Below are 25,543 nucleotides of genomic sequence, written 5' to 3'. Positions count from 1 at the left end.
CGTCATTCCCGGATTGCATCCGGGCTACTTTTTCAGGGCTGCGTGTATGTCCCATGTACCTCAAGTAAAAATCCCCGCCACCTATATGCGTGGCGGCACCAGCAAGGGCGTGTTCTTCCGCCTGCAGGATCTGCCCGAGCGTTGCCAGGCGCCTGGCGAGGCGCGCGACAAGCTGTTCATGCGCGTGATCGGCAGTCCCGATCCGTATGCCGCGCAGATCGACGGCATTGGCGGCGCGACCTCGAGCACTTCCAAGTGCGTGATCCTGTCGAAAAGCACTCAGCCCGAGCATGACGTCGATTACCTCTACGGCCAGGTCTCCATCGACAAGGCGTTCGTCGACTGGAGCGGCAACTGCGGCAACCTGTCCACCGCCGCCGGCGCCTTCGCCATTCATGCCGGCCTGATCGACCCTGCGCGGATTCCCGAGAACGGCACCTGCGTGGTGCGTATCTGGCAGGCCAATATCCACAAAACCATCATCGCCCATGTGCCGGTCAGCAATGGCCAAGTGCAGGAAACCGGCGATTTCGAGCTGGACGGCGTGACCTTCCCAGCAGCGGAGATCGTGCTGGAATTCCTCGACCCATCTGATGATAGCGAGGAGGGCGGTTCGATGTTTCCCACCGGCAATCTGGTCGATGATCTTGAGGTGCCGGGCATCGGTACCTTCAAGGCGACCATGATCACCGCCGGCATCCCGACCATCTTCGTCAATGCCGAGGACATCGGTTGCCAGGGCACCGAGCTGCGTGAGGCCATCAATGGCGACCCCGCGCAACTAGCGCGTTTCGAGCAGATCCGCATTGCCGGTGCGCTGCGCATGGGGCTGATCAAAACGGCCGAGGAGGCTGCGACACGTCAGCACACCCCGAAGATCGCCTTCGTCAGCCCGCCCAAGGATTACCGCACTTCCAGCGGCAAGGAAGTGAAGGCCAGCGAGGTCGACCTGCTGGTGCGTGCGCTGTCGATGGGTAAGCTGCATCACGCGATGATGGGCACTTGTGCGGTGGCCATCGGTACTGCGGCGGCGATTCCAGGCACGCTGGTCAACCTGGCGGCCGGCGGTGGCGAGCGTGAGGCGGTGCGCTTCGGTCATCCATCCGGCACCTTGCGTGTCGGTGCGCAGGCGCAAAAGGTCGATGGTCAGTGGACGGTGACCAAGGCGGTGATGAGCCGCAGTGCGCGCATCCTGATGGAAGGCTGGGTGCGTGTGCCGGGTGGCAGCTTCTAACGGCTGAAACTAGAAAAGGCTCGAAGTATCGAGCCTTTTCTCTTTTGAAGCATGAGCTTATGTTGGTTATTTAAGGCGTCGCTCAACCCCTTTTTCCACCAGGATCTTGGCCGAAATCTCCTCGACCGAGAAATGCGTGGAGTTGATGAAAGCGATGTTTTCACGGCGGAACAGACCCTCCACCTCGCGCACTTCGAACTCGCACTGGGCGAAGCTGGCGTAACGGCTGTTGGGCTTGCGCTCGTGGCGGATGGCGGTGAGACGATCCGGGTCGATGGTCAGGCCGAACAGCTTGTCGCGGTATTTTTTCAGTGAGTCCGGGAGCTGCAGGCGCTCCATGTCGTCTTCGGTCAGCGGGTAGTTGGCGGCGCGGATACCGTATTGCATGGCCATGTACAGGCAGGTTGGCGTCTTGCCGCAGCGCGACACGCCGACCAGGATCAAGTCGGCTTTGTCGTAGTAATGGGTGCGAGCACCATCGTCGTTGTCGAGGGCGAAGTTGACCGCCTCGATGCGCTCCATGTAGTTGGAGTGCTGGCCGATGGAGTGCGACTTGCCGACGGAGTAGGAGGAGTGCGAGCTCAGCTCCTGCTCCAGTGGCGAGAGGAAGGTCGAGAAAATATCGATCATGAAACCATTGGCGGTATCGAGAATCGCACGAATATCGCGGTTGACGATGGTGTCGAAGATGATCGGACGGGCGCCGTCCCTTTCGGCGGCGGCATCGATTTGTTGTACCATGGCGCGCGCTTTATCGACGCTGTCGATGTAAGGGCGCGTCAGTTTGGTGAACTGAATGTTCTCGAACTGCGCGAGCAGGCTCTGGCCCAGGGTTTCGGCGGTGATGCCGGTGCCGTCGGAGATGAAGAAAGCGGTACGTTTCATTTGCGCCAAAGGCCTTAAGCTGAGTTCGATTCTTGGCTATGATAGGCCGCGTTTTACGCCGGGCCCACCGGGTTCGGCATTGTTACTTATACAAGGGCAAGGCCACAATCGCGCGACTTCGGTCGTTCGACATTGCGCAGCCCAATGAGCTTTTCCAATACAGTTAGTGGAGAGATCACCTTGGTAGAGTACGTAGTTTCCCTCGATAAGCTCGGCAATCACGATGTTGAGCATGTGGGGGGCAAGAACGCATCCCTCGGCGAGATGATCAGTAACCTGGCCGGCGCCGGTGTCTCGGTTCCCGGCGGTTTCGCCACTACGGCTCAGGCTTATCGCGACTTTCTCGAGCAAAGCGGCCTGAATGCGCAGATCCACGCAGCGCTCGACGCACTCGATGTCGATGACGTCAACGCCCTGGCCAAGACCGGCGCGCAGATTCGCCAGTGGGTCATGGACGCCGAGTTCCCGGCTGAACTGGATAAGCAGATTCGCGAAGCCTTCGCCACCATGAGCGCAGGTAACGACAACATGGCCGTGGCCGTGCGCTCCTCCGCTACCGCCGAAGACCTGCCGGACGCTTCCTTTGCCGGTCAGCAGGAAACCTTCCTCAATATCCGCGGCGTGGACAACGTGATCCGCGCGGCCAAGGAAGTCTTCGCTTCCCTGTTCAACGACCGTGCCATCGCCTACCGCGTGCACCAGGGCTTCGACCACAAGCTGGTTGCTCTGTCTGCTGGCGTGCAGCGCATGGTGCGTTCGGAAACCGGTACCGCCGGTGTGATGTTCACCCTGGACACCGAGTCCGGCTTCCGTGACGTGGTGTTCATCACCGGCGCCTATGGCCTGGGCGAAACCGTTGTGCAGGGCGCAGTGAACCCCGACGAATTCTACGTGCACAAGCCAACCCTGGAAGCGGGCCGCCCGGCGATCCTGCGCCGCAACCTGGGCAGCAAGGCGATCAAGATGATCTACGGCGACGAAGCCAAGGCTGGTCGCTCGGTCAAGACCGTCGAAGTCGACCGCGCCGAGCGCGCGCGCTTCTGCATCACCGATGCCGAGGTCAGCGAGCTGGCCAAACAGGCACTGATCATCGAGAAACACTACGGCCGCCCGATGGACATCGAGTGGGCCAAAGACGGTGATGACGGCAAGCTCTACATCGTGCAGGCCCGTCCGGAAACCGTGAAGAGCCGCGCCAGTGCCACCGTGATGGAGCGCTACCTGCTGAAAGAGAAGGGCACCGTTCTGGTCGAAGGCCGCGCCATCGGCCAGCGTATCGGCGCTGGCAAAGTACGCGTGATTCACGACGTGTCCGAGATGGACAAGGTGCAGCCGGGCGACGTGCTGGTCTCCGACATGACCGATCCGGACTGGGAACCCGTGATGAAGCGCGCCAGCGCCATCGTCACCAACCGTGGCGGTCGTACCTGCCACGCGGCGATCATCGCCCGTGAACTGGGCATTCCGGCCGTAGTCGGTTGCGGCAATGCCACTCAGGTGCTGAAAGATGGTCAGGGCGTCACCGTGTCCTGCGCCGAAGGCGATACCGGCTTCATCTTCGAAGGCGAGCTGGGCTTCGACATTCGCAAGAACTCGGTCGACGCCATGCCGGATCTGCCGTTCAAGATCATGATGAACGTCGGTAACCCGGATCGTGCCTTCGACTTCGCTCAACTGCCGAACGAGGGCGTGGGCCTGGCCCGCCTGGAGTTCATCATCAATCGCATGATTGGTGTACACCCCAAGGCGCTGCTGAACTTCGCTGGCCTGCCGCCGGAGATCAAGGACAGCGTCGAGAAGCGCATCGCCGGCTACGGTGATCCGGTCGACTTCTACGTCGAGAAGCTGGTCGAGGGCATCAGTACCCTGGCCGCGGCGTTCTGGCCGAAGAAGGTCATCGTGCGTCTGTCGGACTTCAAGTCCAACGAATACGCCAACCTGATCGGCGGCAAGCTGTATGAGCCGGAAGAAGAGAACCCGATGCTGGGCTTCCGTGGTGCTTCGCGCTACATCAGCGAATCCTTCCGCGACTGCTTCGAGCTGGAATGCCGTGCGCTGAAGAAAGTGCGCAACGAGATGGGCCTGACCAACGTCGAGATCATGGTGCCGTTCGTGCGTACCCTGGGCGAGGCGTCGCAAGTGGTCGAGCTACTGGCCAGCAATGGCCTTGCCCGCGGTCAGGATGGCCTGAAGGTCATCATGATGTGCGAGCTGCCGTCCAACGCCATTCTGGCTGAAGAGTTCCTCGAGTTCTTCGACGGTTTCTCCATCGGTTCCAACGACCTGACCCAGCTGACCCTGGGCCTGGACCGTGACTCCGGCATCGTCGCCCACCTGTTCGATGAGCGTAACCCGGCCGTGAAGAAACTGCTGGCCAATGCCATTGCCGCCTGCAACAAGGCTGGCAAATACATCGGCATTTGCGGTCAGGGCCCGTCGGACCACCCGGATCTGGCCAAGTGGCTGATGGAGCAGGGCATCGAGAGCGTGTCACTGAACCCTGACTCGGTACTCGACACCTGGTTCTTCCTGGCCGAGACTCAGCCTGCCTGATGTTCATTGCGCAGGGCGGGTTTGACCCGTTTTGCGTAGAGGCACAGGTTCAAGAAAAACGCCGCGATTTCGCATAGAAGTTGCGGCGTTTCTCTTGAGCGGCTGGCAACAGGGCCGTTCCTGGCCTGATTTCCTTTGTGGCATAGCGCCATTGCGGTCACCTGATCCATGCAAAGCAGCAGTGAGCTTTTTCCCGTCGCCCTGATCAGCGCCGAATTACGCGGTGATCTGAGCGAGGATGTCTATCTTCTCAAACCCAACAACAGCCCCGACTCTAGCGTCGAGCTGGCCCTGACCCGGCTCGGCCGCGCAGGTGCCGAAGGCGAGCGCGGCGTCCCCGTGGTATTGCTGCATGGCAGCTTTTCCAATCGGCGCTTCTGGTATTCACCCAAGGCCATTGGCCTGGGGCCTTACCTGGCGCGTGCGGGGTTCGATGTGTGGATCGCAGAAATGCGCGGCCACGGCCTGTCGCCGCGCAACGAAAACTATCGAGACAACCACGTGGCGCAGTACGTGCGCTATGACCTTCCAGCCATTGCTGATTTCATCATCGAGCAGACCGGGCAAGCCGCGCACTGGATCGGTCACTCCCTCGGCGGAGTGATTCTGGCGGCAGCCCTGGGCGGTGGTTATCTCGATGAGGCGCGTGCGCGCTCGGCAGCCTTGTTCGGCAGTCAGATCAGTCGTATCTACTGGCCGCTCAAGTTGCCGCCGGTGGAGTGGGGCGGCCGCCTGCTGTTGCGTGCCTTTCCTTACCTTTCCGGGCGCCGGCTGAAGCGTGGCCCCGAAGACGAACCGACCGGCCTGGCACTGGAAACCCTGCGCTGGCTCAAGCTATTCGGGCGTTTCGGCGATGCCGATCAGGATTGGTGGGCTGGCCTGACTGAGGTGCGCATACCGATTCTGGCCGTAGGGGCGGCAGCCGATCAGCAGGACCCTGCCTGGGCCTGTCGCAAGTTGCTGGAGCAGTGCAGTGCAGCGCCGTCGCAGTTTTTGCTGCTAGGCAAGGAAAATGGCTTCTCCAGCGACTTCGGGCATATCGAAATGCTGGTCAGCAAGGAGGCGCAGCGTGAGGTATGGCCACTGACCGAGTATTGGTTGCAGCATCTGCAACTACCCGCCGGTTTTGCCGAGCAGGCCTCTGCTATAGGATCTTGAGCTGCTGCTTGAGATCGTCCCGGTCGTTTCTTCGGCAAGGGCTTAGCGGTAAGATGTGACGCCCCGTGTGTGGGTGGTCATTTCAGATTCATCTGCTTGCTTATCGTTCATGCTGGGCCGCTGCGTATTGATAGCCCTTTGCTGAATTGTCCCGCTTCAAGCAGGTCCATGAAGGTGGCTGCCTTCTCATCCATTGTCGAAAGGAGTTCTGTCATGCACTACATCACCCCTGATCTGTGCGATGCCTATCCGGAGCTGGTCCAGGTCGTCGAGCCCATGTTCGCCAACTACGGCGGCCGCGACTCCTTCGGTGGCCAGATCGTCACCATCAAGTGCCATGAGGACAACTCGCTGGTGAAGGAGCAGGTCGATCTGCCAGGGCACGGCAAGGTGCTGGTCGTGGATGGCGGCGGCTCCCTGCGACGTGCACTGCTTGGCGACATGCTGGCCGAGAAGGCGGCCAAGAACGGCTGGGAAGGCATCGTCGTATATGGCTGCATCCGTGACGTCGACGTCATCGCGCAGACCGATCTGGGCGTGCAGGCGCTGGCCAGTCATCCGATGAAGACTGACAAGCGCGGCATCGGCGACCTGAATGTCCCCGTCACCTTTGGCGGCGTGACTTTCAAACCCGGTGATTACCTGTACGCCGACAACAACGGCGTCATCGTTTCCCCGCAAGCCCTGAACATGCCGGAATAATCCGATGCAGGATCAGGATTCGGCGCTGTTGCACGCTTTCGTGCTCGATGGTCGTGGCGGTGCGCGCAGCATCAGTCGCGAAGAACTGGACACCCTGCTGCTAGGTGAACAGGAAAGCCTGTGGCTGCACTGGGATCGCAGTCAGGAACAGTCACAACACTGGTTGCGTGAGCACAGCGGGCTGGATGAATTCAGCTGCAACCTGCTGCTGGAGGAAAATACCCGGCCACGTCTGCTGCCTCTGCCCGACGACGAGCTGCTGTTGTTCTTGCGCGGCGTCAACCGTAATCCCGGCGCCGAGCCGGAGGACATGGTATCGGTGCGAATCTTCGCTGATGCCCAGCGTGTTATCTCCCTGCGTCAGCGTCCACTGCACGCAACCGATGCATTGATTGCTGATCTGTTGGCGGGCAAGGGGCCGAAGACGTCGTCCGAGCTGCTCCTGGAGCTCGCCCGTCACCTCACCAGTCGCGTCGATGATCTGATTGCCGAGCTGAGTGAGCAGCTCGACGTCGAGGAAGATGGCCTTGATGGCGATGAGCGCTATCGTCCTGATCACGGTCTGGTGTTGCAGATACGTCGGCGGGCGGCCAGCTTGCGTCGGTTCCTGGCGCCGCAGCGCGATCTCTACGCGCAACTGGCGCGCAATCGACAGCCCTGGTTCGTCGATGACGACGATGACTACTGGAACGAGTTGAACAACCGACTGACCCGCTATCTGGAAGAGCTGGAGCTGATTCGTGAGCGCGTCGGCCTGGTGCTGGAGGCAGAAAGCCGGCGTCTTGGTGAGCGCATGAACCGCATCATGTACCGCTTCACCGTGATCACTGGCCTGTTCCTGCCACTGACCTTTCTGACCGGTTTGCTGGGCATCAACGTTGGCGGAATCCCCGGGGCGGAAAACCCGGTTGGCTTCTTCGTCGCCTGCGGCCTGATGGTCCTTCTGGCGCTGGCTCAATTGCTGCTTTTTCGCCGTTGGCGTTGGCTGTGATGTGTGACTCATCCGCTGGCTACTTCGTCTAGCCGTGACATCCCGTGAGGTGCGCATGCACGATCCATTCGAAGAGTCTCTACGCGATTTGCTCAAGTCCTCGCCGTCCAGCCATGACGACGATGCTTGCCTGCACCGGGTTCTCAAGACCGCCAATCGCCAGGTCGGTGCTGGTGACCTGTTCAGCCTGATAGGCCACTGGGCGCAGGCTCTGATGATCGCTCTGAACAACGGTTCGGCGCATGTCGCGCCGGTTTCGCGCCGTAACCAATCCTCTGCTTCTGCTGATAAGGCCGACTGAAATGGAACTCGATCCCTGGACCCAAAGCCTGATCTCCGCGATGACCGCGTTGTGGACCAAGGTTGCCGGATTCATACCTAATCTGTTCGTTGCACTGGTATTGGTGCTGCTTGGCTTCGTTGTCGCCAAGTTGCTCGACACGCTGCTGTCCAAGCTTCTCGGCAAGGTTGGCCTGGACCGCCTGATGACAGGTACCGGTCTGACCAAGCTGCTGGCGCGCGTCGGCATTCACGCACCGGTATCGACCCTGGTCGGCAAGATCGTCTATTGGTTCGTGCTGCTGATCTTCCTGGTGTCGGCTGCTGAATCGCTCGGTCTGCAACGCGTTTCCGCGACGCTCGACGTGCTGGCGCTGTATCTGCCGAAAGTTTTCGGCGCCGCCTTGGTGCTGCTTGCCGGTGTGCTGCTGGCGCAATTGGTCAGCAGCCTGATACGCGGTGCTGCCGAAGGTGTTGGCCTCGAGTACGCCAACGGGCTGGGGCGTGTCGCTCAAGGTCTGGTGATCATCATCAGTATCTCGGTGGCCATCGGCCAGCTGGAGATCAAGACCGACCTGCTCAACAACGTGATTGCCATCGTACTGATCTCCGTTGGTCTGGCGGTCGCGCTGGCGCTGGGCTTGGGCAGCCGTGATATTGCCAGCCAGATTCTCGCGGGCATTTATGTGCGCGAGCTGTATCAGGTCGGGCAACAAGTGCAGGTTGGTGAGGTCGAAGGGCAGATCGAAGAGATCGGCACAGTGAAAACCACCCTGTTGACCGATACCGGTGAGCTGGTATCGGTGGCAAATCGAGTGATGCTCGAGCAACGCGTGAACAGTCGCTGACGCCAATCTGTTATTTTATGCAGCTGCCCGACAGGCGTGACCTGCCGGGCGCTTTTCGTCCTGACCGTCGGCCCGACTCGTTTTGAACAAAGCCCAGCCCTTGCCTACGCGCTATGACCCCCGCGAGCTCACTGATGAAGAGCTGGTGGCGCGCGCCCACGACGAGCTGTTTCATATAACTCGTGCTTATGAAGAGCTGATGAGGCGCTACCAGCGCACATTATTTAACGTTTGTGCGCGTTATTTAGGGAACGAAAGGGATGCTGATGATGTCTGTCAGGAGGTGATGCTCAAAGTTCTCTATGGCCTTAAGAACTTTGAGGGTAAATCCAAGTTCAAGACCTGGCTTTACAGCATTACTTATAACGAATGCATTACTCAGTATCGAAAAGAGCGGCGAAAGCGTCGATTGGTTGACGCCTTAAGTTTGGACCCGCTCGAAGAAGCTTCCGACGACAAGACACCCAAAGTCGAGGAGCGAGGCGGTCTGGATCGCTGGTTGGTTCACGTCAACCCGATCGATCGCGAGATTCTAGTGCTACGTTTTGTCGCAGAGCTCGAGTTTCAAGAGATTGCTGACATCATGCACATGGGCTTGAGCGCAACGAAAATGCGCTACAAGCGAGCATTGGATCGGTTGCGGGATAAATTTTCGGAAACCTCCGAAACTTAGTTCAGCATTCCGACCACTAAGGGAGTGGCGAAACCTGATAAAATCGCCAACAAGTTGCCGACTGAATTAACGGTGACTTATTAACCACCAAGATGGGGATTTAACGGATGAAAGTAAAAAACACCTTGGGCGTAGTCATTGGCTCTCTCGTTGCCGCAACCTCCTTCGGCGCGCTGGCGCAAGGCCAAGGCGCCGTCGAGGTGGAGGGCTTCGTCAATCGCTACTTCACCGACGTTCAGCGTGATTACGCGCACAACGAAGGCAACCTGTTCGGTGGCAGCATCGGCTACTACCTGACTGACGACGTCGAACTGGCGCTGTCCTACGGCGAATACCACGACCTGCGTGGCGAAGGTTCGCAAGGCAGCAAAAACATCAAGGGCAACCTGACCGACCTGAAGGCCATCTACCACTTCGGTCAGCCGGGTGTTGGTCTGCGTCCGTACGTCTCTGCCGGTTTCGGCCATCAGAGCATCGGTGATGCCAACAGCGGTGGTCGCAACCACTCCACCCTGGCTATCGCTGGCGCTGGTGCCAAGTACTACTTCACCGAAATGTTCTACGCCCGTGCTGGCGTTGACGCTCTGTACAACATCGACCAGGGCGACACCGAGTGGCAAGCTGGCGTGGGTGTTGGTCTGAACTTCGGTGGTGGCAGCAAGCCTGCTCCGGCTCCGGTCGTAGCCGCTGCACCTGAGCCGATGCCAGAGCCTGCTCCTGAGCCGGTAATGGAAGCTGTTCGCGTTGAGCTGGACGTCAAGTTCGACTTCGACAAAGACCGCGTCAAAGAAGAAAGCTATGGCGACATCAAGAACCTGGCTGACTTCATGAACCAGTACCCGCAGACCACCACCACTGTTGAAGGTCACACCGACTCCGTTGGTAGCGACGCTTACAACCAGAAGCTGTCCGAGCGTCGTGCAAACGCCGTTCGTGAAGTACTGGTTAACCAGTACGGCGTTGACGGTAGCCGCGTGAGCACTGCCGGTTACGGTGAAACCCGTCCGGTTGCTGACAACGCCACCGACGCTGGTCGCGCTATCAACCGTCGCGTTGAAGCTGAAGTAGAAGCCCAAGTTAAGCAGTAATGCTTCTGGTGCTTTAAGAAAAACCCGGCCTCGGCCGGGTTTTTTCTTTTCTGGAATAAAAAAGCCCGCCGAGGGGGCGACGGGCAAACAACGGCCTCGCAGGTGCGTGAAGCATTCACGCATGCAGGAGCTGGGGCATGCTGATATGGGTGCTGGCGCGGGCGACTTCGCCGATCACCAGAATGGCCGGGCTTTTCAGGGCGAAGGCCATCGCGTCGTCCTGCATCGTTGCGAGGTGGCTGCGGCATTCGCGTTGCTCGGGCAGCGAGGCGTTCTCGATCATCGCTACCGGCATCTCGCCGCTCATACCGCCAGCGAGCAGGCCGTCACGAATGTCCGCCAACTTGGCCACGCCCATATAGACCACCAATGTCGTGCCGCTTTGGGCCAGGGCTGTCCAGTTCAATGAGCTGTCATCCTGAGTATGGGCAGTTACCAAGGTTACGCCGCGAGCCACGCCGCGTAAGGTCAGAGGAATACCGCAGTTGGTCGCGCCAGCCAGCCCGGCGGTAATGCCGTTGACCATTTCCACGTCGATTCCATGTTCGCCGAGCCAGTCGGCTTCCTCGCTGCCGCGACCAAAGATGCACGGATCCCCGCCTTTCAGGCGCACCACGCATTTGCCCTGGCGTGCATAGCGCAGCATCAAACGATGGATAAACGCCTGCGGGGTGGAGCGACAACCGCCGCGCTTGCCTACCGAGACGATACGCGCGCTGGGGCAGTGTTCGAGCACGTCCGGGTTGACCAGATCGTCGATCATCACGATCTCGGCCTGCTTCAGCGCTTTGACCGCCTTGAGCGTCAGCAACTCGGGATCACCGGGGCCAGCGCCTACCAGCCAGACTTTTGCATTCATGTTTACCACCTCTCGTTGGGTGTCGCGGGGCCGCCTAGGTCGTGCGCACCAGCTTTTTGCAGCGGTGCGCGCAGCGCACCTTACGCGTGTGTCGCCACTGACTGCTGGGCCAGCAGGCGTTTGATTTCGGGTACACAGGAGCCACAGCTGGTACCGCATTTGAGCGTCTGCTTTAACCCATCCAGGTCCAGGCCGCGCTCTATGCCGACACGCACCGCGCCTTCGCTGACGTTCAGGCAGTTGCACAGGATCTTGCCGCCCAGGGTGGTACTGGAATTACCCGGCGGCGCGGAGACCGGGGCGAGCAGCCAGCGACGCAGGTCGGCGTTGGCCTGGCCGTCGAGCCACAGGTTTCTGAGCCATTCGCTGGCGGCGGTTTCGCCGGCCAGGCGGATGCTGACGATGCGGCCATCCTCGATGCGCACGCGCTTGCCCACCGCACGGCGCGGGTCGTCGTAGGCCAGCACCGGACCTTCATTCAGGCGCAGCAGGCGGTCGATCTGCGCCAGCAGCTCGGGCGGCGGCGCCACTGCGCTGGCGGCGCGGATCAGCAGAGCCGGGCGCTCGCGACCGGTGGGGGTGAGGCTGGCGTAGGCGAACTCTTCGAACAACGGGCGCAGGGCCTCGAAGCGGCTCTGTACGTCACCCTCGACCAGGGCGAACAGCTGCCAGGGCAGTTCCACCTTGTCCACCTCGACGCCGGCATGCTTGAGCTCCGGCTGTTTGGATAGCGGATCGAACGCAGGCTGGGTCAGCACGTTGGTGCCGAGCCCCTTGAGGAAGCGATCGCCCCAGTGCATCGGCAGCCAGGCCTGGCCGGGACGCACCGACTCGTCGGCCTGCACCGGCAGGATCAGGCTGCCACGGCGGCTGCGCAGTTTGATCAGGTCGCCGTCCTGCAGGCGTCGGCGCCGCAGTTCGTCCGGGTGCAGGCCTAGCACGGCGGCTTCGACATGGCCGAACAGGCGTGCGGCGGTGCCGGTGCGGCTCATACCGTGCCACTGGTCGCGCAGGCGACCAGTGTTGAGGGTGAGCGAAAAACGCGCCTCGCGCTTTTCTTTCGGCGCGCGGTACGGATCGGCGTGAAACTGCGCGCGCCCGCTGGCGGTGGGGAAGCGGCCGTCGGCATAGAGCCGTGCGGTGCCCTGGCGTGCGCCGACCGGGAACGGCCATTGCTGAGGGCCTTGATCATCCAACAGCGCGTAGCTCAGCCCCGAAAGGTCGAGGTCGCGTTTGGCGGTCAGGTGTTTGTATTCCTCGAACAGCGCCTCGCTGCTGGAGAAGTCGAACAGGCTTGGCAGGCCGGGGCGGAGCAAAGTTTCCAGGCGACGAGCGAAGTCGCAAGTGATCGACCAATCGGGCCGCGCCTCTGCGGGTGCTGGCACGGCGCGGCGCACATGACTGACGCGGCGCTCGGAGTTGGTCACCGTGCCTTCCTTCTCGCCCCAGCTGGCGGCGGGCAGCAGCAGGTCGGCGTAGCGGCAGGTTTCGGTGGTGAAGAAAGCTTCCTGCACCACGACGAAGGGGCAGGCGGCCAGGGCCTCGTGCACCTTGCTCTGATTCGGCAGCGACTGCGCCGGGTTGGTGCAGGCGATCCACAACGCCTTGATGCGGCCGTCGTGCACCGCATCGAACAGCTCGATAGCGGACAGGCCGGGCGTCTCCGGCAGGGCGTCGACGCCCCAGTAGGCGGCGACTTCGGCGCGGTGTTCGGCGTTGCCAGCCTCGCGATGCCCCGGCAGCAAGTTGCTAAGGCTGCCGGTCTCGCGGCCGCCCATGGCGTTGGGCTGGCCCGTCAACGAGAAGGGGCCTGCGCCTGGCTTGCCGATTTGCCCGGTGGCCAGGTGCAGGTTGATCAATGCGCTGTTCTTCGCTGTGCCGGCCGAGGACTGATTGAGCCCCATGCACCACAGCGAGAGGAAGGAGGGCGCCTTGCCGATCAGCTCAGCGCAGCGCTGCAGAGCGTCGAGGCTGATGCCGCAGATATCGGCGGTGGCGGCCGGGCTATAGTCGCGCACCAGGTTCTTCAGTGCTTCGAAACCTTCGGTATGGGCGTCGATGTAGGCGCGGTCGACCCAGCCTTCCCACAGCAGGATATGCAGGATGCCGTGAAACAGCGCGACGTCGGTGCCGGGCAGGATCGCCAGGTGCAGATCGGCCAGTTCGCAGGTGTCGGTGCGCCGTGGGTCAATGACGATCACCTTCATCTCGGGGCGGCGCGCCTTGGCTTCTTCCAGGCGGCGGAACAGCACCGGATGGGCGTAGGCCATGTTGGAGCCGGCGATCAGCAGGCAGTCGCTCAGTTCGATGTCTTCATAGCTGCAGGGCGGGGCGTCAGCGCCGAGACTGCGTTTGTAGCCTACCACCGCCGAGCTCATGCACAGGCGCGAGTTGGAGTCGATGTTGTGGGTACCAACCAGGGCGCGGGCCAGTTTGTTGAAGGCGTAGTAGTCCTCGGTCAGCAACTGGCCGGAGATATAGAAGGCGACGCTGTCCGGTCCGTGTTCACGGATGGTCTCGGCGAACACCGCCGCGGCGTGATCCAGAGCGCTGTCCCAGTCCGTGCGTGAGCGGGCCAGACCCTTGCCCAGGCGCAGCTCGGGATAGAGTGCGCGAGCGTCGAGGTCGCCGGTCAGGTGCAGGGTCGAACCCTTGCTGCAAAGTTTGCCGAAGTTGGCCGGGTGGCTGGGATCGCCGGCAACGCCGAGGATCTTCTCGCCGTCGTGCTCGATCAGCACGCCGCAGCCAACGCCGCAGTAGCAGCAGGTGGAGGCGGTGATTTGTGTGGAGGCCATGTTCGTGACTCCTGCAGGAAGAGGATGGGAGGACATCGCGGCTAAAGCCCCTCCCACATGGCGTTACGCCAGGGCCAGCAGCACCCGGCCGTTTTCGACCTTGGCCGCGTGCCGGTGCGCGCAACCGACGTCCGGCGCCATGGCCTCGCCGGACTCCAGCTCGATCTGCCAGTTGTGCAGCGGGCAGGCCACACGCTTGCCGTAGATCAAACCCTGGGACAGTGGACCGCCCTTGTGCGGGCAGCGGTCGTCGAGAGCGAAAACCTCGTCGCCGCTGGTACGGAAGATGGCGATGTCCCCCTTGGGGCCGCTGACTATGCGCGAGCCGAGCAGGTTGATCTCATCCAGGGCGCAGATATCCAGCCAGTTCATACCGTAGCCTCCTCGAGTTGCACGACCTTGATGGTGTCGAATTCCTTCTTCAGCTGCGGCGTCTCGATGCGCTCCTTCCACGGGTCCTGCTCGAACGACAGGGCGTAGTGCAGGCGCGCGGCCAGCGCCTTGCGATTGGCTTCGTCTTCCAGCACCGCCTTCTTGATGTGCTCCATGCCGACGCGCTGCATGTAGTGCACGGTGCGCTCCAGGTAGAAGGCCTCCTCGCGGTAGAGCTGGAGGAATGCGGCGTTGTACTCGCGCACTTCCTCGGCTGTTTTCACCTTGACGAAGAACTCGGCGACCTCGGTCTTGATCCCGCCGTTGCCGCCGATGTACAGCTCGAAGCCCGAATCCACACCGATGATGCCGACGTCCTTGATACCGGCTTCGGCGCAGTTGCGCGGGCAGCCGGAAACCGCCAGCTTGACCTTGTGCGGCGACCACATATTGAACAGGTCGTGTTCCAGGTCGATACCGAGCTGGGTCGAGTTCTGCGTGCCGAAGCGGCAGAACTCGCTGCCGACGCAGGTTTTCACGGTGCGGATGGACTTGCCGTAGGCGTGACCGGAGGGCATATCCAGCTCTTTCCAAACGGCCGGCAAGTCTTCCTTCTTGATGCCCAGCAGGTCGATGCGCTGGCCGCCGGTGACCTTGACCATGGGCACCTTGTACTTGTCGGCCACATCGGCGATGCGGCGCAGCTCCGACGGATTGGTCACGCCGCCCCACATGCGCGGCACCACCGAGTAGGTGCCGTCCTTCTGGATATTGGCGTGGGCACGCTCGTTGATCAGGCGCGACTGCGGGTCGTCCTTGGCCTCGCCCGGCCAGGTGGAGATCAGGTAGTAGTTCAGCGCCGGGCGACAGGTGGCGCAGCCGTTGGGCGTACTCCAGTTGAGAAACGTCATGGTCTGCGCCATGGAGGTCAGGTGTTGCTCGCGAATCGCCTTGCGGATCTGCCCGTGGTTGAGGTCGGAGCAGCCGCAGATGGCCTTCTCGCTCTTGGGCTTGACGTCAGCGGCGCCGCCGACGGTGCTGATCAGTATCTGTTCGACCAGGCCGGCACAGGAGCCGCAGGAGCTGGCGGCCTTGGTGTGCTTCTTCACCTCATCGACCGAGAACAGGCCGTTCGCCTGGATCGCCTTGACGATGGTGCCCTTGCACACGCCGTTGCAGCCGCAGATTTCCATGCTGTCAGGCATGTTGGCGGTCTTGTCGGCACCCTGATGGCCGACGTCGCCGATGGCGCCCTCGCCGAACATCAGATGGTCGCGAATCTCGCTGACGTTGTGGTTCTCGCGGATCTGGCGGAAGTACCAGCCGCCATCGGCGGTGTCGCCATAGAGGCAGGCGCCGACCAGCACGTCATCCTTGATCACCAGCTTCTTGTACACACCGCCGATGGGGTCGGAGAGGGTGATGGTCTCGGTGCCTTCTCCCCCCATGAACTCGCCGGCGGAGAACAGATCGATGCCGGTGACCTTGAGTTTGGTCGAGGTCACCGAACCCTGGTAGCGCGAGTAGCCGAGCTGGGCCAGGTGGTTGGCGCAGACCTTGGCCTGCTCGAACAGCGGCGCCACCAGGCCGTAGGCGATGCCGCGGTGGCTGGCACATTCGCCGATGGCGTAGATGCGCGGATCAAAGGTCTGCATGGTGTCGTTGACCAGGATACCGCGGTTGCAGGCGATGCCGGCGCTCTCGGCCAGCTCGCTGTTGGGGCGGATGCCGGCAGCCATCACCACCAGATCGGCTGGGATCACCTCACCGTCCTTGAACTTCACCGCGCAAACGCGGCCTTCGCCGTTGTCCAGCAGTTCGGCGGTGTGCTTGGGCAAGAGAAACTTCAGACCACGGTCTTCCAGGGACTTTTGCAGCAGCTCGCCGGCGGTGCGATCAAGCTGACGCTCCAGCAGCCAGTCGCCGATATGCACCACGGTCACGTCCATGCCGCGCAGCTTGAGGCCGTTGGCAGCTTCCAGGCCGAGCAGGCCGCCGCCGATGACTACCGCGTGTTTATGAGTCCTGGCGGTGTCCATCATGGTCTGGGTGTCGGCGATGTCGCGGTAGCCGATCACACCGTCCAGGTCCTTACCCGGAATCGGCAGGATGAAGGGGTTGGAACCGGTGGCGATGAGCAGGCGGTCGTATTCGGCCTCGCTGCCGTCGTCTGCGATCACCAGGCGCTGCTTGCGGTCGATCTTGACCACCTTGCGCCCGAGCAGCAGCTTGATGCCGTTATCCGCGTACCAGTTGAGATCGTTGAGCACGATCTCCTCGAAGGTCTGCTCGCCGGCCAGCACCGGTGAAAGCAGGATGCGGTTGTAGTTGGGGTGCGGCTCGGCGCCGAACACGGTGATGTCGTAAAGGTCGGGGGCGAGCTTGAGCAGCTCTTCGAGGGTGCGCACACCCGCCATGCCGTTGCCGATCATCACCAGCTTGAGTTTTTGCATGCCGGCCATCTCCTGAGTCATGGATCACGGAAAAAGGTGGCTGCCAAAAATGGCAGGCCAGAAAAACAAAAAAGGCGTCCCGCTAGTCACCTAGCGAGGACGCCTTTGTCCTATCCCGTTCTATCGGGAAGCACGCTGCTCGTCGTTGAGCCGCGCGCTTTAATCAAGTTGTACGGCTAGCAATGCAGCGCTTGTGCCAATTTGCCAAAACCGCAGATTTGGCGGGTTTCAGGGCGCAACATGACCGTGCAGCGCTGCTGCGGCGCACCTTTTCAAGGCCATGAGCGCCGATTTGGTGCGGCGCTGGCCAATCAGCGGCTGAGTTCGACCTTGCCTGCCGTATGCTCGGCCTGCATAGGCGCCTGCGTTGTGCTGGGCAAGTGGGTCGTGGTGGCGTGAGTGGGAAGGGGAAGAGTGAGGAGTGGCCAGGCGGAGAGGCTGGCGATCAGAGCAGCGCGTTGAGCGCGTTGGCGCATAGCTGGCATTGCGGTTCCTCCCAAGGTAGCTCTGCACCGGGGCTGCGCAGGGCTTTTATCGTTATGCACTAAGGCGTAGCAGATGGATTAGCAACTGTCACGCCAACAGGTCGGTTATCCGACCACACGATTGACCTTGGGGAATTTGGCGCTGAAAGGCTCTGGCATCGGTACCACCTTCGACTGCAGATAATCGAAGAACACGAAGCCGGATTTGGCCATCGCCACCAGCGTGCCGTCGGCTGGGCGGGTGATGCGGAAGGTGATGTCGCCACCGTACTTGTTGAAATCCATCACGCCGACTTCGAACAGCAATTGATCGCGTGCATGAGCTTCTGCGCGGTAGGTGGTGGCCAGGTCGGTGACGATGATGCCGGTGCCTTTGCCGTCGGTTTCGCGAATGCCGAACTCGAAGAGGAAACGCGCACGCGCCTCGGAAATCATCGAGATCATCGAGTCATTGCCCAGGTGGTTGGCGCCGTTGATGTCGGTGACGCGTACGGTCAGGTGGGTGCTGTAGCAGTACTGGTCTTCGGGAAAATCGAGGGTCAGGCGTGCCATGGTCGAGCCTTGGTCGAGGGGAGCGGCGATTGTAACCTCAGCGGTGCAGACTGTTGAGGTGGTAGAACGTGACGCGACCACCTTCGCTATCCGGTCCGTAATTGTCCTGGATGTAGGCGCCGGCCTTGAAATACAGATACTGCTTGCTCCAACTGCTGCTCAACTGGCGGTAGAGCGAGCCGTCGTCGCCATCCGTGCTGGCCACGCTGATGCCGATGCGTCCGCTGGGTGTAACGCGCAGGTCGTAGCCGAAGCGCTCGCCAAGCTGGATGTTCTCGGCCAGCAGGATGTTCTGCACCTCGCTGTCGCCTGGGCGGGCGCGCAGCAGTGCCTCCACCCGACCAACACCTCGCCGATAGTGGTATTGCAGCTTGAGCAGCGGGTCGTTCTGGCTGCCTGGCGCGTCAGTGCTGTGGATCTGACCGATCACCACCTTGTTGCGGCTGGGTACCTGGTCGACCTGCAGCACGGCACTTAGATAGCTGTCCGAACTGGCATGCAGCCAGTTATCGAGTGTGCCGTCGTGCTGGGTTTCGCGCAGTTCGCTACGCGGATAGCGCGCATCGGGCGTGGTCGAACCGGTAACCGGCACCCAGAAGGTCACGCTACCGTCTGCATTGCGCCGAAAGTAACGGCTCTCATAACCGTTATTCAGCCGTTCGGTGGTGATGGTGGTCGGTGCCGGTTCGGTGGGAATCGACAGATTCCAGGTGGTGAGATCGAGCACGGGATTCTCTGCTTGTCGGTTGAGGGCCCTTGTTCGTCCCTGCGATAGAGCAGAGGTTCAACCGCCCCGGCCCTTGCGCCAGAGCGGTTCATTGCGCTCAGGCGGCCGGGCGTTGCTGGCGCTGGTAGAGGAATTCCAGCACGGCGGTGCGGTAAGCGTGGTACTGCGGGTCATTGGCCAGCGCCAGACGGTCACGCGGGCGCGGCAGGTCGACGGCGAGAATTTCGCCGACGGTAGCGGCCGGGCCGTTGGTCATCATCACGATGCGATCGGACAGCAGCACGGCCTCGTCAACGTCATGCGTGACCATCACCACGGTGCTTTGGGTCTGCCCGACGATGCGCAGCAGTTCGTCCTGCAGGTGTGCGCGGGTCAGCGCATCGAGGGCACCGAACGGTTCGTCCATCAGCAGCACTTTGGGCTCCATGGCCAGGGCTCGGGCGATGCCGACGCGCTGCTTCATGCCACCGGATATCTCGTTGGGATGCTTGTGCATGGCATGGTTGAGGCCGACCATGTTCAGCGCCTGCTCGGTGCGGGCCTTGAGCTGGGCCTTGTTTTCACGTGCACCGAAGACCTTTTCCACGGCCAGGTGGACGTTACCGAAGCATGTCATCCAGGGCAGCAGGCTGTGGTTCTGGAACACCACGGCGCGCTCCGGGCCAGGGCCGTCGATCTCGCGGCCATTGCAGATCAGCCCGCCTGCGTTGGCGTCGAGCAGGCCGGCGATCAGGTTGAGTACGGTGGATTTGCCGCAGCCGGAATGGCCGATCAGTGCCACGAACTCGCCGCGAGCGATGCTCAGGTTGACGTCTGCCAGTGCCTGGAAGCGGCCTTTCTTGGTGTCGAAGTGCTTGCTGACAGAAGTCAGCTCCACGAATTTGTCCATCGGAGTTCTCCCGTTCTGGCGCTGTGCTCCGAATTCAATCAGATGCACTTTCATTTAAAACAAAGACTTGGCGTCTACTGTTGAACTGACTTGTAGGTTACGTAGCCCGATTGCATCCGGCTACGCGTTGGCCGAACGCGCCGCTTCAGCTTGCGTAGTCAAAGCGCTTGGCGATCAGCAGCAGTATCTGCTCCAGCGCCAGACCCACCAGGCCGACGATGATGATGGCGATGAGAATGTGCTCGACGTTGAGGTTGTTCCATTCGTCCCACACCCAGAAGCCCAGGCCGATACCGCCGGTGAGCATCTCCGCGGCGACGATCACCAGCCAGGCCACGCCGATGGCCAGGCGGATGCCGGTCATCAGATGCGGCAGCACGGCGGGGAAGAGGATGCGCGTCAGCACCTTGAATTCCGACAGCTTCAGCACGCGGGCCACGTTCAGGTAATCCTGCGGCACGCTGGCCACGCCGGCGGCGGTGTTGAGGATGATCGGCCAGATCGAGCTGATGAAGATCACCCAGATCGATGCCGGGCCAGCTGCCTCGAACACCAGCAGACCGATCGGCAGCCAGGCCAGCGGCGAAACCGGGCGCAGCAGACTGATGATCGGCGCGAGCATGCCGGCGAGAAAGGTGAAGCGGCCGATGGCAAAACCCAGGGGAATGCCCACCAGCGCGGCGAGGCCGAAGCCGACCCCGACGCGGCCGAGCGAGTTGAGGATGTTCCAGCCGATGCCCATGTCATTGGGGCCGTTGTCGTAGAAAGGATCAGCGAACAGCACCAGGGCGGCTTGCCAGGTGCTCAAGGGGCCTGGCAGGCCTTCACTGTACTGCGCCAGCAGCGACCAGAAGCAGATGAAGGCGATGATGCCCAACAGCGGGGCGATGCCTGCCTTGAACAGGCTGCCCAGTGCGGCGGCGCTGGGCAGCAAGGCTTGCGCAGAGAAGCGCGGTTTGGCGATCGGCGGCAACGGGGTTTTCAGGGGCGCATTCATGCTCACCTCCGGTCAGGCTTTGATGGCGAAGGAGTCGGCGTAGGCGGCCGGATTGCTGCCGTCCCAGACCACGCCGTCGATCAACGTGCTGCTGCGCAGCGGGCTGCTCGGCACAGGCAGATTCAGCGCGCCAGCGGCCTCGGCGTAGAGCGCGGTCTGGTTGACCTGCGCGGCCACGGCTGCGTAATCCGGCGCATCCTTGAGCAGGCCCCAGCGCTTGAACTGGGTGAGGAACCACATGCCATCGGAGTGATAGGGGAAGTTGACGCTGCCATCCTTGCAGAAGGCCATGGCGTGTTCGTCCTTCCAGCTGTTACCGAGGCCGTCCTCGTACTGGGCGAGAAAGCGCGGCTCGATCACCTGCACCGGCGCGTTGACGTACGCCTTGCCGGAAATCAGCTTGGCGGTGCTCTTGCGGTTCTCCTCGCTGGCCTCGATGAAGCGGCTGGCATCGAGAATCGCCATGATCAGTGCACGGGCGGCATTGGGATACTGCTCGATGAAAGCGCGGGTGGTTCCGAGCACCTTCTCCGGGTGGTCCGGCCAGATCTGCTGCGTGGTGGTGGCGGTGAAACCGATCTTGTCGAAGATCGCCCGCGCGCCCCAGGGCTCGCCGACGCAGAAACCGTCCATGTTGCCGACGCGCATGTTGGCGACCATCTGCGGCGGCGGCACGACGATGGTCTTCACGTCGCTCATCGGGTTGATGCCGACGCTGGCCAGCCAGTAGTACAGCCACATGGCGTGGGTGCCGGTGGGGAAGGTCTGGGCGAAGGTCAGCGGGTTACCGCCTTTCTTCACGTGTTCGGCCAATTGCGCGCCATTGGTCACGCCGGCTTCGCGCAGTTGCTTGGACAGAGTGATGGCCTGGCCATTCTGGTTCAGCCCCATCAGCACCGCCATGTCCCGCTGCGGCCCGGCCAGGCCGAGCTGGGCGCCGTACATCATGCCGTAGAGCACGTGGGCGGCATCCAGTTCGCCGGTATTGAGCTTGTCGCGCACGCCGGCCCAGGAGGCCTCCTTGCTCGGGTTGATGGTCAGACCGTACTTCTCGCCAAAGCCCTGGGTGGCGGCGACCACCACTGAAGCGCAATCGGTCAGGGGAATGAAGCCTACGTTAAGCGCGGCTTTCTCCGGCGCATCGGAGCCGGCCGCCCAGGCTGCGCTGCGCAGCGAAGCCGGCGCTGACAGGCCGAGTGCGGCGATGCCGCTCACGGCGCCGGCAAGAGTGATGGATTGCTTAAGGAAGTTACGGCGGGTGGTGGCCAGGGGCTTGTTCGAATCACGATCGGTCATGGATCTAATCCTTGTCAGGCGCATAAACAAAAAACGGCGTACGCCAGGCCACCTCGATGAGAGGAAGGTGACCTGACGGACGCCGTTGTCCGTGATCCTCGGCCCGCCACCGTTGGCGTGCTACACAGGATGATTGACAGGGACATAGCAAAGGGCTTGCCAGCTTTCGTGGACGACGGCCGAGCACGGGTGTTCGGTGCCTGACAGGCGCAATAAAGATGCTGGCTTGTCAATTCTTAACTAATAAAAATCAATAAGTTAAATATGATTTATGAAATGGTTTATCAAAAATGGGGGCCAACCCACGCTCGGCTCGCCCTGCATGTTTCTGAGCCATTGCCGTGCATGAGCGGGCACCGCTGAGCCTTTTTGGGTCGTCAGGAGGCTGGTTGAACGCGCGCCTCCTCGACGAAGTCGCGCAGCCAACGCAACACTTCTACGGCTTCCCAGCGAGCCGGATCGAACAGCGCATAGGCCAGCCCCTGGTAACCGACCACATCCAATTGCCGATGGTAGCCAGCGCGCTGCAGCAGCGCCTCGATCTCGGCGAAGCAGGTATTGAAGTGCTGACGATTGAAGGGGGTGCGGCTCTCGGTGACGATGCCCTCGAGCTGCAGTTCCTCGACCATCTCGCGTACCCGCTCCAGCGGCATTCGGTTCACTCGGTGTTTCAGCTGCAGTACGTCCAGCATGATGGCGCTCCTGTGCAATCGATCATTTACCTGTGATGCCAAGCCTAATTCAAAAGTACTGTACAAATAAACAGTATTGGTGAATAGTAAGACCACTGCAGACCTATCCGCCCACAAAACGGGCGCCTTGCGAGAGGAGAATTGGCAATGCAACAGATGCTGATGACGATTGTGCTATCGGTCTTCCTGTACGGCTGCGCTCAGCCCCAGGTCGAGCGACCCCAAGCCAACGGTGCCTATCTGGTGATCGAGGGCGAACAGGCCTGGGCCGTACTGGTCTCCGATGGCCAGCGAGTCGAGGAGGAGGGCACGGTGCTCGACGTGATTCGACTGCCCAGCCATCACTCCAACATAGCCGCCAGTTACGTGATCGAAACGCCCAACTGCGGCAAGCTGCAGTGGCTGACCGAACGCCATGGCGCTGCAGAAGGTGAAACCACACTGTTGCCGGCCGCTTTCAACGAGCAACTGAGCAAGCCCGGCTGCGTGCTCGCGCAAGGCCTGAGCCGAGCCTGGACGGCCCTGGACTACTCGGGCTAATCCGTAGGGTGCGCCGCGCGTACCGCCATACGCCGGCGGATTGACTGGCTAGACGCGCAAAGAAAAAAGCGCCGCGACCTTAACGGAAGCGGCGCTTTTCATTTATGGGCTAGCGAGTGCTTACAGCAGGTGCTGCTTGTCCATCTCGATGGCGGCATCGAGGGTTTCCAGCAGCGCCTTGCGCACCTTCAGCTTGGTGTTCTTGTGCGCGGTCATGTTGATCTTCTTCATCTGCTGCGCCACCGCCTGAGCGGTAGCCTGCAATTGCTCGGCCGGTACCACCTTGTCCAGGAAGCCGGCATCTACCGCGCCAGCCGGGTCGAACATCTCGCCATTGATCACCGAACGGTGGAACGCAGACTTGCGCAGACGATCACGAGCCAGCTCGATGCCGACGTGGTGCATGGTCATGCCGATCTGCACTTCGTTCAGGCCGATATTGAACGGGCCTTCCACGCCGATACGGTAATCGGCCGACAGCAGGATGAACGCACCTTTGGCCACGGCATGACCCGGGCAGGCGACGATGATCGGGTAGGGGTGGGCGAGCATGCGTCGCGCCAGGGTAGAGCCAGCAGCCACCAGGTTGATTGCATTCTGCGGGCCCGAGGTCATCACCTTCAGGTCATAGCCGCCGGAAAGAATGCCCGGCTGGCCGGTGATGATGACGATGGCGCGATCCTGTTCGGCGCGGTCGAGGGCGGCATTGAACGCTGCGATCACGTCAGGCGAGATGGCATTGACCTTGCCATTGCTCAGGGTGAGGGTGGCGATGCCGTCGTCGAGTTGGTAGCTGATCAGGTCGCTCATGGCGGTTTTCCTTGTTAGAGCCTTGGGGGGCGAATGTGGGCAGAAGGTACTCAGCCGCAGCGCTCTGGTAAAGCGCTGCGGCTGACTGGCTGGTCAGTGCTTTTGCCTATCGCGGCGATGCCGGATGGCAATTGGTCGAACGCAAAGCCAGGCCCTTAAGGTGAGCAGCGAACCGAAGGAGCTGCCCATGAACACCCTCTATTCCATCCTTTATATGCTTGCCGTGATCGGCCTGCTGCTGGCCTCGGTCGTGCTCAGCGAAAGCCTCTACCTGCGCAGCCCATCCGGCGTGCTGCTGCTATTCGGCTTGGGCTTGTTCATGTCCCTGGGTTTTCTGCTGTTCGGCCACATTCGCTTCGACGAGAAGCCCGGCAAGAAACACGAGGAAAACCCGCTGCGCTCTTAAGCGCATGAATCCTTTAAAAAAAATTTGCCATCGGGAAAACATTCGACTACATTAGCGCACCTCGACGGGCTGCACAGCCAATCGAGATCCGGTGAAGTGTCCGAGCGGTTGAAGGAGCACGCCTGGAAAGTGTGTATACGGGAAACCGTATCAAGAGTTCGAATCTCTTCTTCACCGCCACTTTCGCAATACCTAAAGCCCTGAGAACTGAGAAGTTTTCGGGGCTTTTTGCTTTTCAGCTTTCGGCAGGTGTCGAAGAAGTGTCGAAAAGCGGATTCAAGGTCAAAGCATCCTGCAGGTGGTCCGGCGACAGGTGCGCATAGCGCATGGTCATTGCCAGCGACGTATGCCCCAGGATTTTCTGCAGCGTCAGGATGTTCCCGCCCCGCATAACGAAGTGACTGGCGAAGGTGTGCCGCAGCACGTGCGTGGCCTGGCCGGCCGGGAGCTTGATCGATGTCTTATCCAGTACGCGGCTAAAGGTCAGCATGCAATTGGTGAACAGGCCGTGACGCTTGAAGTAGATCTGCAGGGCCTTTTCCAGCTCTCTATCGATAGGAATCGACCGCGTACGCTTCGACTTGGTGTTGGCAAAGGTCACCATGCCGTTACGCACCCGCTCAGGTGTCAGCGCCTGGGCTTCTCCCCACCTGGCACCCGTACTCAGACAGACGCGAGCGATCAGGCCGATTCCCGGGCTGGTCGTGCGATCATCCAGGGCCTCGAGCAGTTCGGCTATCTGGCAGGTCGAGAGGAAGGAAATAGGGCGTTCCTGCAGGCGTAGCGGGCGGACGTTGACCAGCGGGTTCGGGTAGTCGATATCGCCCAGGCGGTGCAGCTCGTTGAACAGGGCTTTCAGGTAGCCGAGCCGGTTGTTCATGGTCTTGCCTTGAATGCCTGCCTTGAGCAGCTCGCTGCGTGTTTCGCAGAAGGCATTGCCGGTGAGCTTGACCGCAACGGGGTCGCCCAGGTCTTTAGCCAGGTTCTGCAGGGTGCGGAGGATCGCGGCACCGTCAGCCAGAGCATGGCCGTGCAGTTCGTGATAGCGGGTGCAGAGTTCGGAGAGGCGGCGACGGTCTTTCGGCTTGGGCGTCCAGGCTGGCGAGTCGATGCAATTGGCCCTGCAGGTCGCTTCAAAGCGCTGGGCTTCACCCTTGGTCTTGAAGGTTTTGCGGAAGCGCCGGCCCTTGATGGGTTCAACGTCGACTTTCCAGCGACCATCACTCAGTTGCTCAATTGCCATGGTGTCGGCCCTGGCC

The 25,543-nt window shown here is 61.4% G+C and carries 25 protein-coding genes and 1 tRNA gene; 12 read left to right on the top strand and 14 right to left on the bottom strand.

All coding sequences use genetic code 11. From position 1 onward, the window contains the following. The first annotated feature begins 46 nt into the window (after positions 1-46). On the top strand, positions 47-1,234 hold the full coding sequence (gene prpF / locus RTH74_RS10940) for a 2-methylaconitate cis-trans isomerase PrpF (RefSeq protein ID WP_316914653.1): 1,188 nt from the start codon (positions 47-49) through the stop codon (positions 1,232-1,234). Between the two features lie 66 nt (positions 1,235-1,300). On the opposite strand, the gene ppsR is transcribed toward prpF, so the two are convergent. After that, positions 1,301-2,119, bottom strand: coding sequence for a pyruvate, water dikinase regulatory protein (gene ppsR, locus RTH74_RS10935; RefSeq protein WP_106732364.1), 819 nt, complete (start codon positions 2,117-2,119; stop codon positions 1,301-1,303). A gap of 36 nt (positions 2,120-2,155) precedes the next feature. Continuing rightward, positions 2,156-2,353, bottom strand: coding sequence for a hypothetical protein (locus RTH74_RS10930; protein ID WP_243699065.1), 198 nt, complete (start codon positions 2,351-2,353; stop codon positions 2,156-2,158). On the opposite strand from RTH74_RS10930, the gene ppsA reads away from it, so the two are divergent. The 8 genes from ppsA to RTH74_RS10890 all read left to right on the top strand — a co-directional run bounded on the left by ppsA (position 2,300) and on the right by RTH74_RS10890 (position 10,411). Then, positions 2,300-4,672 (top strand): phosphoenolpyruvate synthase, encoded by a 2,373-nt coding sequence (gene ppsA, locus RTH74_RS10925; protein ID WP_099524279.1) that lies wholly within the window; start codon positions 2,300-2,302, stop codon positions 4,670-4,672. The two genes, RTH74_RS10930 and ppsA, sit on opposite strands and share 54 nt — an antisense overlap. A 168-nt stretch (positions 4,673-4,840) precedes the next feature. Beyond that, the gene (locus RTH74_RS10920; RefSeq protein WP_125879841.1) at positions 4,841-5,830 is read left to right on the top strand and encodes an alpha/beta fold hydrolase; all 990 of its coding nucleotides are present in this window, start codon (positions 4,841-4,843) and stop codon (positions 5,828-5,830) included. A 213-nt stretch (positions 5,831-6,043) separates the two neighbouring features. Continuing rightward, on the top strand, positions 6,044-6,532 hold the full coding sequence (gene rraA / locus RTH74_RS10915; RefSeq protein WP_125834372.1) for a ribonuclease E activity regulator RraA: 489 nt from the start codon (positions 6,044-6,046) through the stop codon (positions 6,530-6,532). A gap of 4 nt (positions 6,533-6,536) precedes the next feature. Further along, on the top strand, positions 6,537-7,523 hold the full coding sequence (locus RTH74_RS10910) for a zinc transporter ZntB (RefSeq protein WP_316914652.1): 987 nt from the start codon (positions 6,537-6,539) through the stop codon (positions 7,521-7,523). A gap of 49 nt (positions 7,524-7,572) precedes the next feature. Next, positions 7,573-7,824, top strand: coding sequence for a CrfX protein (locus RTH74_RS10905; protein WP_371916923.1), 252 nt, complete (start codon positions 7,573-7,575; stop codon positions 7,822-7,824). 1 nt (position 7,825) lies between these two features. Continuing rightward, the gene (locus tag RTH74_RS10900; protein WP_143507625.1) at positions 7,826-8,650 is read left to right on the top strand and encodes a mechanosensitive ion channel family protein; all 825 of its coding nucleotides are present in this window, start codon (positions 7,826-7,828) and stop codon (positions 8,648-8,650) included. An 82-nt stretch (positions 8,651-8,732) separates the two neighbouring features. Then, on the top strand, positions 8,733-9,323 hold the full coding sequence (sigX, locus tag RTH74_RS10895) for an RNA polymerase sigma factor SigX (protein ID WP_072423905.1): 591 nt from the start codon (positions 8,733-8,735) through the stop codon (positions 9,321-9,323). A 107-nt stretch (positions 9,324-9,430) separates the two neighbouring features. Next, a complete protein-coding gene (locus tag RTH74_RS10890; RefSeq protein ID WP_099524260.1) occupies positions 9,431-10,411 on the top strand; it encodes an OmpA family protein in 981 nt (326 codons plus the stop codon). Between the two features lie 115 nt (positions 10,412-10,526). Here the strand turns inward: RTH74_RS10890 and cobA are convergent, their stop codons facing one another. The 10 genes from cobA to RTH74_RS10840 form a co-directional block, all read right to left on the bottom strand. Next, positions 10,527-11,270: a uroporphyrinogen-III C-methyltransferase gene (cobA, locus tag RTH74_RS10885; RefSeq protein ID WP_316914651.1), complete on the bottom strand. Its 744-nt coding sequence runs from the start codon at positions 11,268-11,270 to the stop codon at positions 10,527-10,529. A gap of 80 nt (positions 11,271-11,350) precedes the next feature. Beyond that, on the bottom strand, positions 11,351-14,065 hold the full coding sequence (locus RTH74_RS10880) for a molybdopterin-dependent oxidoreductase (RefSeq protein ID WP_316914650.1): 2,715 nt from the start codon (positions 14,063-14,065) through the stop codon (positions 11,351-11,353). 63 nt (positions 14,066-14,128) lie between these two features. Beyond that, positions 14,129-14,437 (bottom strand): nitrite reductase small subunit NirD, encoded by a 309-nt coding sequence (gene nirD, locus RTH74_RS10875; protein WP_099524253.1) that lies wholly within the window; start codon positions 14,435-14,437, stop codon positions 14,129-14,131. Continuing rightward, positions 14,434-16,890, bottom strand: coding sequence for a nitrite reductase large subunit NirB (gene nirB, locus RTH74_RS10870; RefSeq protein WP_316914649.1), 2,457 nt, complete (start codon positions 16,888-16,890; stop codon positions 14,434-14,436). Before nirB ends, nirD begins: the two co-directional genes overlap by 4 nt. A gap of 590 nt (positions 16,891-17,480) precedes the next feature. After that, on the bottom strand, positions 17,481-17,927 hold the full coding sequence (locus RTH74_RS10865) for a thioesterase family protein (RefSeq protein ID WP_316914648.1): 447 nt from the start codon (positions 17,925-17,927) through the stop codon (positions 17,481-17,483). Positions 17,928-17,964: 37 nt separating this feature from the next. After that, positions 17,965-18,654 carry a polysaccharide lyase family 7 protein gene (locus RTH74_RS10860; RefSeq protein WP_099524246.1) on the bottom strand — a complete coding sequence of 230 codons (690 nt, stop codon included), beginning with the start codon at positions 18,652-18,654 and terminating at the stop codon, positions 17,965-17,967. Between the two features lie 97 nt (positions 18,655-18,751). Beyond that, the gene (locus RTH74_RS10855; protein WP_316914647.1) at positions 18,752-19,543 is read right to left on the bottom strand and encodes an ABC transporter ATP-binding protein; all 792 of its coding nucleotides are present in this window, start codon (positions 19,541-19,543) and stop codon (positions 18,752-18,754) included. A gap of 145 nt (positions 19,544-19,688) precedes the next feature. Beyond that, entirely contained in the window at positions 19,689-20,540 is an 852-nt protein-coding gene (gene ntrB, locus RTH74_RS10850; RefSeq protein ID WP_316914646.1) for a nitrate ABC transporter permease, read from the bottom strand. 12 nt (positions 20,541-20,552) lie between these two features. Then, positions 20,553-21,836, bottom strand: coding sequence for a CmpA/NrtA family ABC transporter substrate-binding protein (locus tag RTH74_RS10845; RefSeq protein ID WP_316914645.1), 1,284 nt, complete (start codon positions 21,834-21,836; stop codon positions 20,553-20,555). A gap of 377 nt (positions 21,837-22,213) precedes the next feature. After that, a complete protein-coding gene (locus tag RTH74_RS10840) occupies positions 22,214-22,528 on the bottom strand; it encodes a hypothetical protein (RefSeq protein ID WP_012018520.1) in 315 nt (104 codons plus the stop codon). Between the two features lie 147 nt (positions 22,529-22,675). Here RTH74_RS10840 and RTH74_RS10835 point away from each other — a divergent pair, with 147 nt between their 5' ends. Then, the gene (locus tag RTH74_RS10835) at positions 22,676-23,068 is read left to right on the top strand and encodes a hypothetical protein (RefSeq protein ID WP_316914644.1); all 393 of its coding nucleotides are present in this window, start codon (positions 22,676-22,678) and stop codon (positions 23,066-23,068) included. Between the two features lie 120 nt (positions 23,069-23,188). Here the strand turns inward: RTH74_RS10835 and RTH74_RS10830 are convergent, their stop codons facing one another. After that, positions 23,189-23,878: a crotonase/enoyl-CoA hydratase family protein gene (locus RTH74_RS10830; protein ID WP_316914643.1), complete on the bottom strand. Its 690-nt coding sequence runs from the start codon at positions 23,876-23,878 to the stop codon at positions 23,189-23,191. A 187-nt stretch (positions 23,879-24,065) separates the two neighbouring features. Between RTH74_RS10830 and RTH74_RS10825 the strand changes: the two genes are divergently transcribed. Next, entirely contained in the window at positions 24,066-24,284 is a 219-nt protein-coding gene (locus tag RTH74_RS10825) for a hypothetical protein (RefSeq protein WP_316914642.1), read from the top strand. 90 nt (positions 24,285-24,374) lie between these two features. Continuing rightward, positions 24,375-24,464 (top strand) — tRNA-Ser (locus RTH74_RS10820). A 55-nt stretch (positions 24,465-24,519) separates the two neighbouring features. On the opposite strand, the gene RTH74_RS10815 is transcribed toward RTH74_RS10820, so the two are convergent. Continuing rightward, a complete protein-coding gene (locus RTH74_RS10815) occupies positions 24,520-25,527 on the bottom strand; it encodes a tyrosine-type recombinase/integrase (protein WP_316914641.1) in 1,008 nt (335 codons plus the stop codon). Positions 25,528-25,543 lie beyond the last annotated feature (16 nt).

It is taken from the genome of Pseudomonas sp. zfem001, assembly GCF_032621725.1.
In the GTDB taxonomy this organism is placed as follows: Bacteria; Pseudomonadota; Gammaproteobacteria; order Pseudomonadales; family Pseudomonadaceae; genus Aquipseudomonas; species Aquipseudomonas sediminis.
This window is presented reverse-complemented; position numbering and strand designations above follow the sequence as displayed.

What these genes read in the sequence shown, in the direction of transcription:
- rraA (WP_125834372.1), top strand. Translation starts at nt 6,044, where the DNA reads ATGCACTACATCACCCCTGATCTGTGCGATGCCTATCCGGAGCTGGTC.
- nirB (WP_316914649.1), bottom strand. Translation starts at nt 16,890, where the DNA reads ATGCAAAAACTCAAGCTGGTGATGATCGGCAACGGCATGGCGGGTGTG.
- RTH74_RS10815 (WP_316914641.1), bottom strand. Translation starts at nt 25,527, where the DNA reads ATGGCAATTGAGCAACTGAGTGATGGTCGCTGGAAAGTCGACGTTGAA.
- ppsR (WP_106732364.1), bottom strand. Translation starts at nt 2,119, where the DNA reads ATGAAACGTACCGCTTTCTTCATCTCCGACGGCACCGGCATCACCGCC.
- RTH74_RS10840 (WP_012018520.1), bottom strand. Translation starts at nt 22,528, where the DNA reads ATGCTGGACGTACTGCAGCTGAAACACCGAGTGAACCGAATGCCGCTG.
- RTH74_RS10920 (WP_125879841.1), top strand. Translation starts at nt 4,841, where the DNA reads ATGCAAAGCAGCAGTGAGCTTTTTCCCGTCGCCCTGATCAGCGCCGAA.
- RTH74_RS10900 (WP_143507625.1), top strand. Translation starts at nt 7,826, where the DNA reads ATGGAACTCGATCCCTGGACCCAAAGCCTGATCTCCGCGATGACCGCG.
- RTH74_RS10865 (WP_316914648.1), bottom strand. Translation starts at nt 17,927, where the DNA reads ATGGCACGCCTGACCCTCGATTTTCCCGAAGACCAGTACTGCTACAGC.
- RTH74_RS10835 (WP_316914644.1), top strand. Translation starts at nt 22,676, where the DNA reads ATGCAACAGATGCTGATGACGATTGTGCTATCGGTCTTCCTGTACGGC.
- RTH74_RS10825 (WP_316914642.1), top strand. Translation starts at nt 24,066, where the DNA reads ATGAACACCCTCTATTCCATCCTTTATATGCTTGCCGTGATCGGCCTG.
- nirD (WP_099524253.1), bottom strand. Translation starts at nt 14,437, where the DNA reads ATGAACTGGCTGGATATCTGCGCCCTGGATGAGATCAACCTGCTCGGC.
- RTH74_RS10930 (WP_243699065.1), bottom strand. Translation starts at nt 2,353, where the DNA reads ATGCTCAACATCGTGATTGCCGAGCTTATCGAGGGAAACTACGTACTC.
- RTH74_RS10830 (WP_316914643.1), bottom strand. Translation starts at nt 23,878, where the DNA reads ATGAGCGACCTGATCAGCTACCAACTCGACGACGGCATCGCCACCCTC.
- RTH74_RS10880 (WP_316914650.1), bottom strand. Translation starts at nt 14,065, where the DNA reads ATGGCCTCCACACAAATCACCGCCTCCACCTGCTGCTACTGCGGCGTT.
- RTH74_RS10890 (WP_099524260.1), top strand. Translation starts at nt 9,431, where the DNA reads ATGAAAGTAAAAAACACCTTGGGCGTAGTCATTGGCTCTCTCGTTGCC.
- prpF (WP_316914653.1), top strand. Translation starts at nt 47, where the DNA reads ATGTCCCATGTACCTCAAGTAAAAATCCCCGCCACCTATATGCGTGGC.
- ntrB (WP_316914646.1), bottom strand. Translation starts at nt 20,540, where the DNA reads ATGAATGCGCCCCTGAAAACCCCGTTGCCGCCGATCGCCAAACCGCGC.
- cobA (WP_316914651.1), bottom strand. Translation starts at nt 11,270, where the DNA reads ATGAATGCAAAAGTCTGGCTGGTAGGCGCTGGCCCCGGTGATCCCGAG.
- RTH74_RS10845 (WP_316914645.1), bottom strand. Translation starts at nt 21,836, where the DNA reads ATGACCGATCGTGATTCGAACAAGCCCCTGGCCACCACCCGCCGTAAC.
- RTH74_RS10855 (WP_316914647.1), bottom strand. Translation starts at nt 19,543, where the DNA reads ATGGACAAATTCGTGGAGCTGACTTCTGTCAGCAAGCACTTCGACACC.
- RTH74_RS10910 (WP_316914652.1), top strand. Translation starts at nt 6,537, where the DNA reads ATGCAGGATCAGGATTCGGCGCTGTTGCACGCTTTCGTGCTCGATGGT.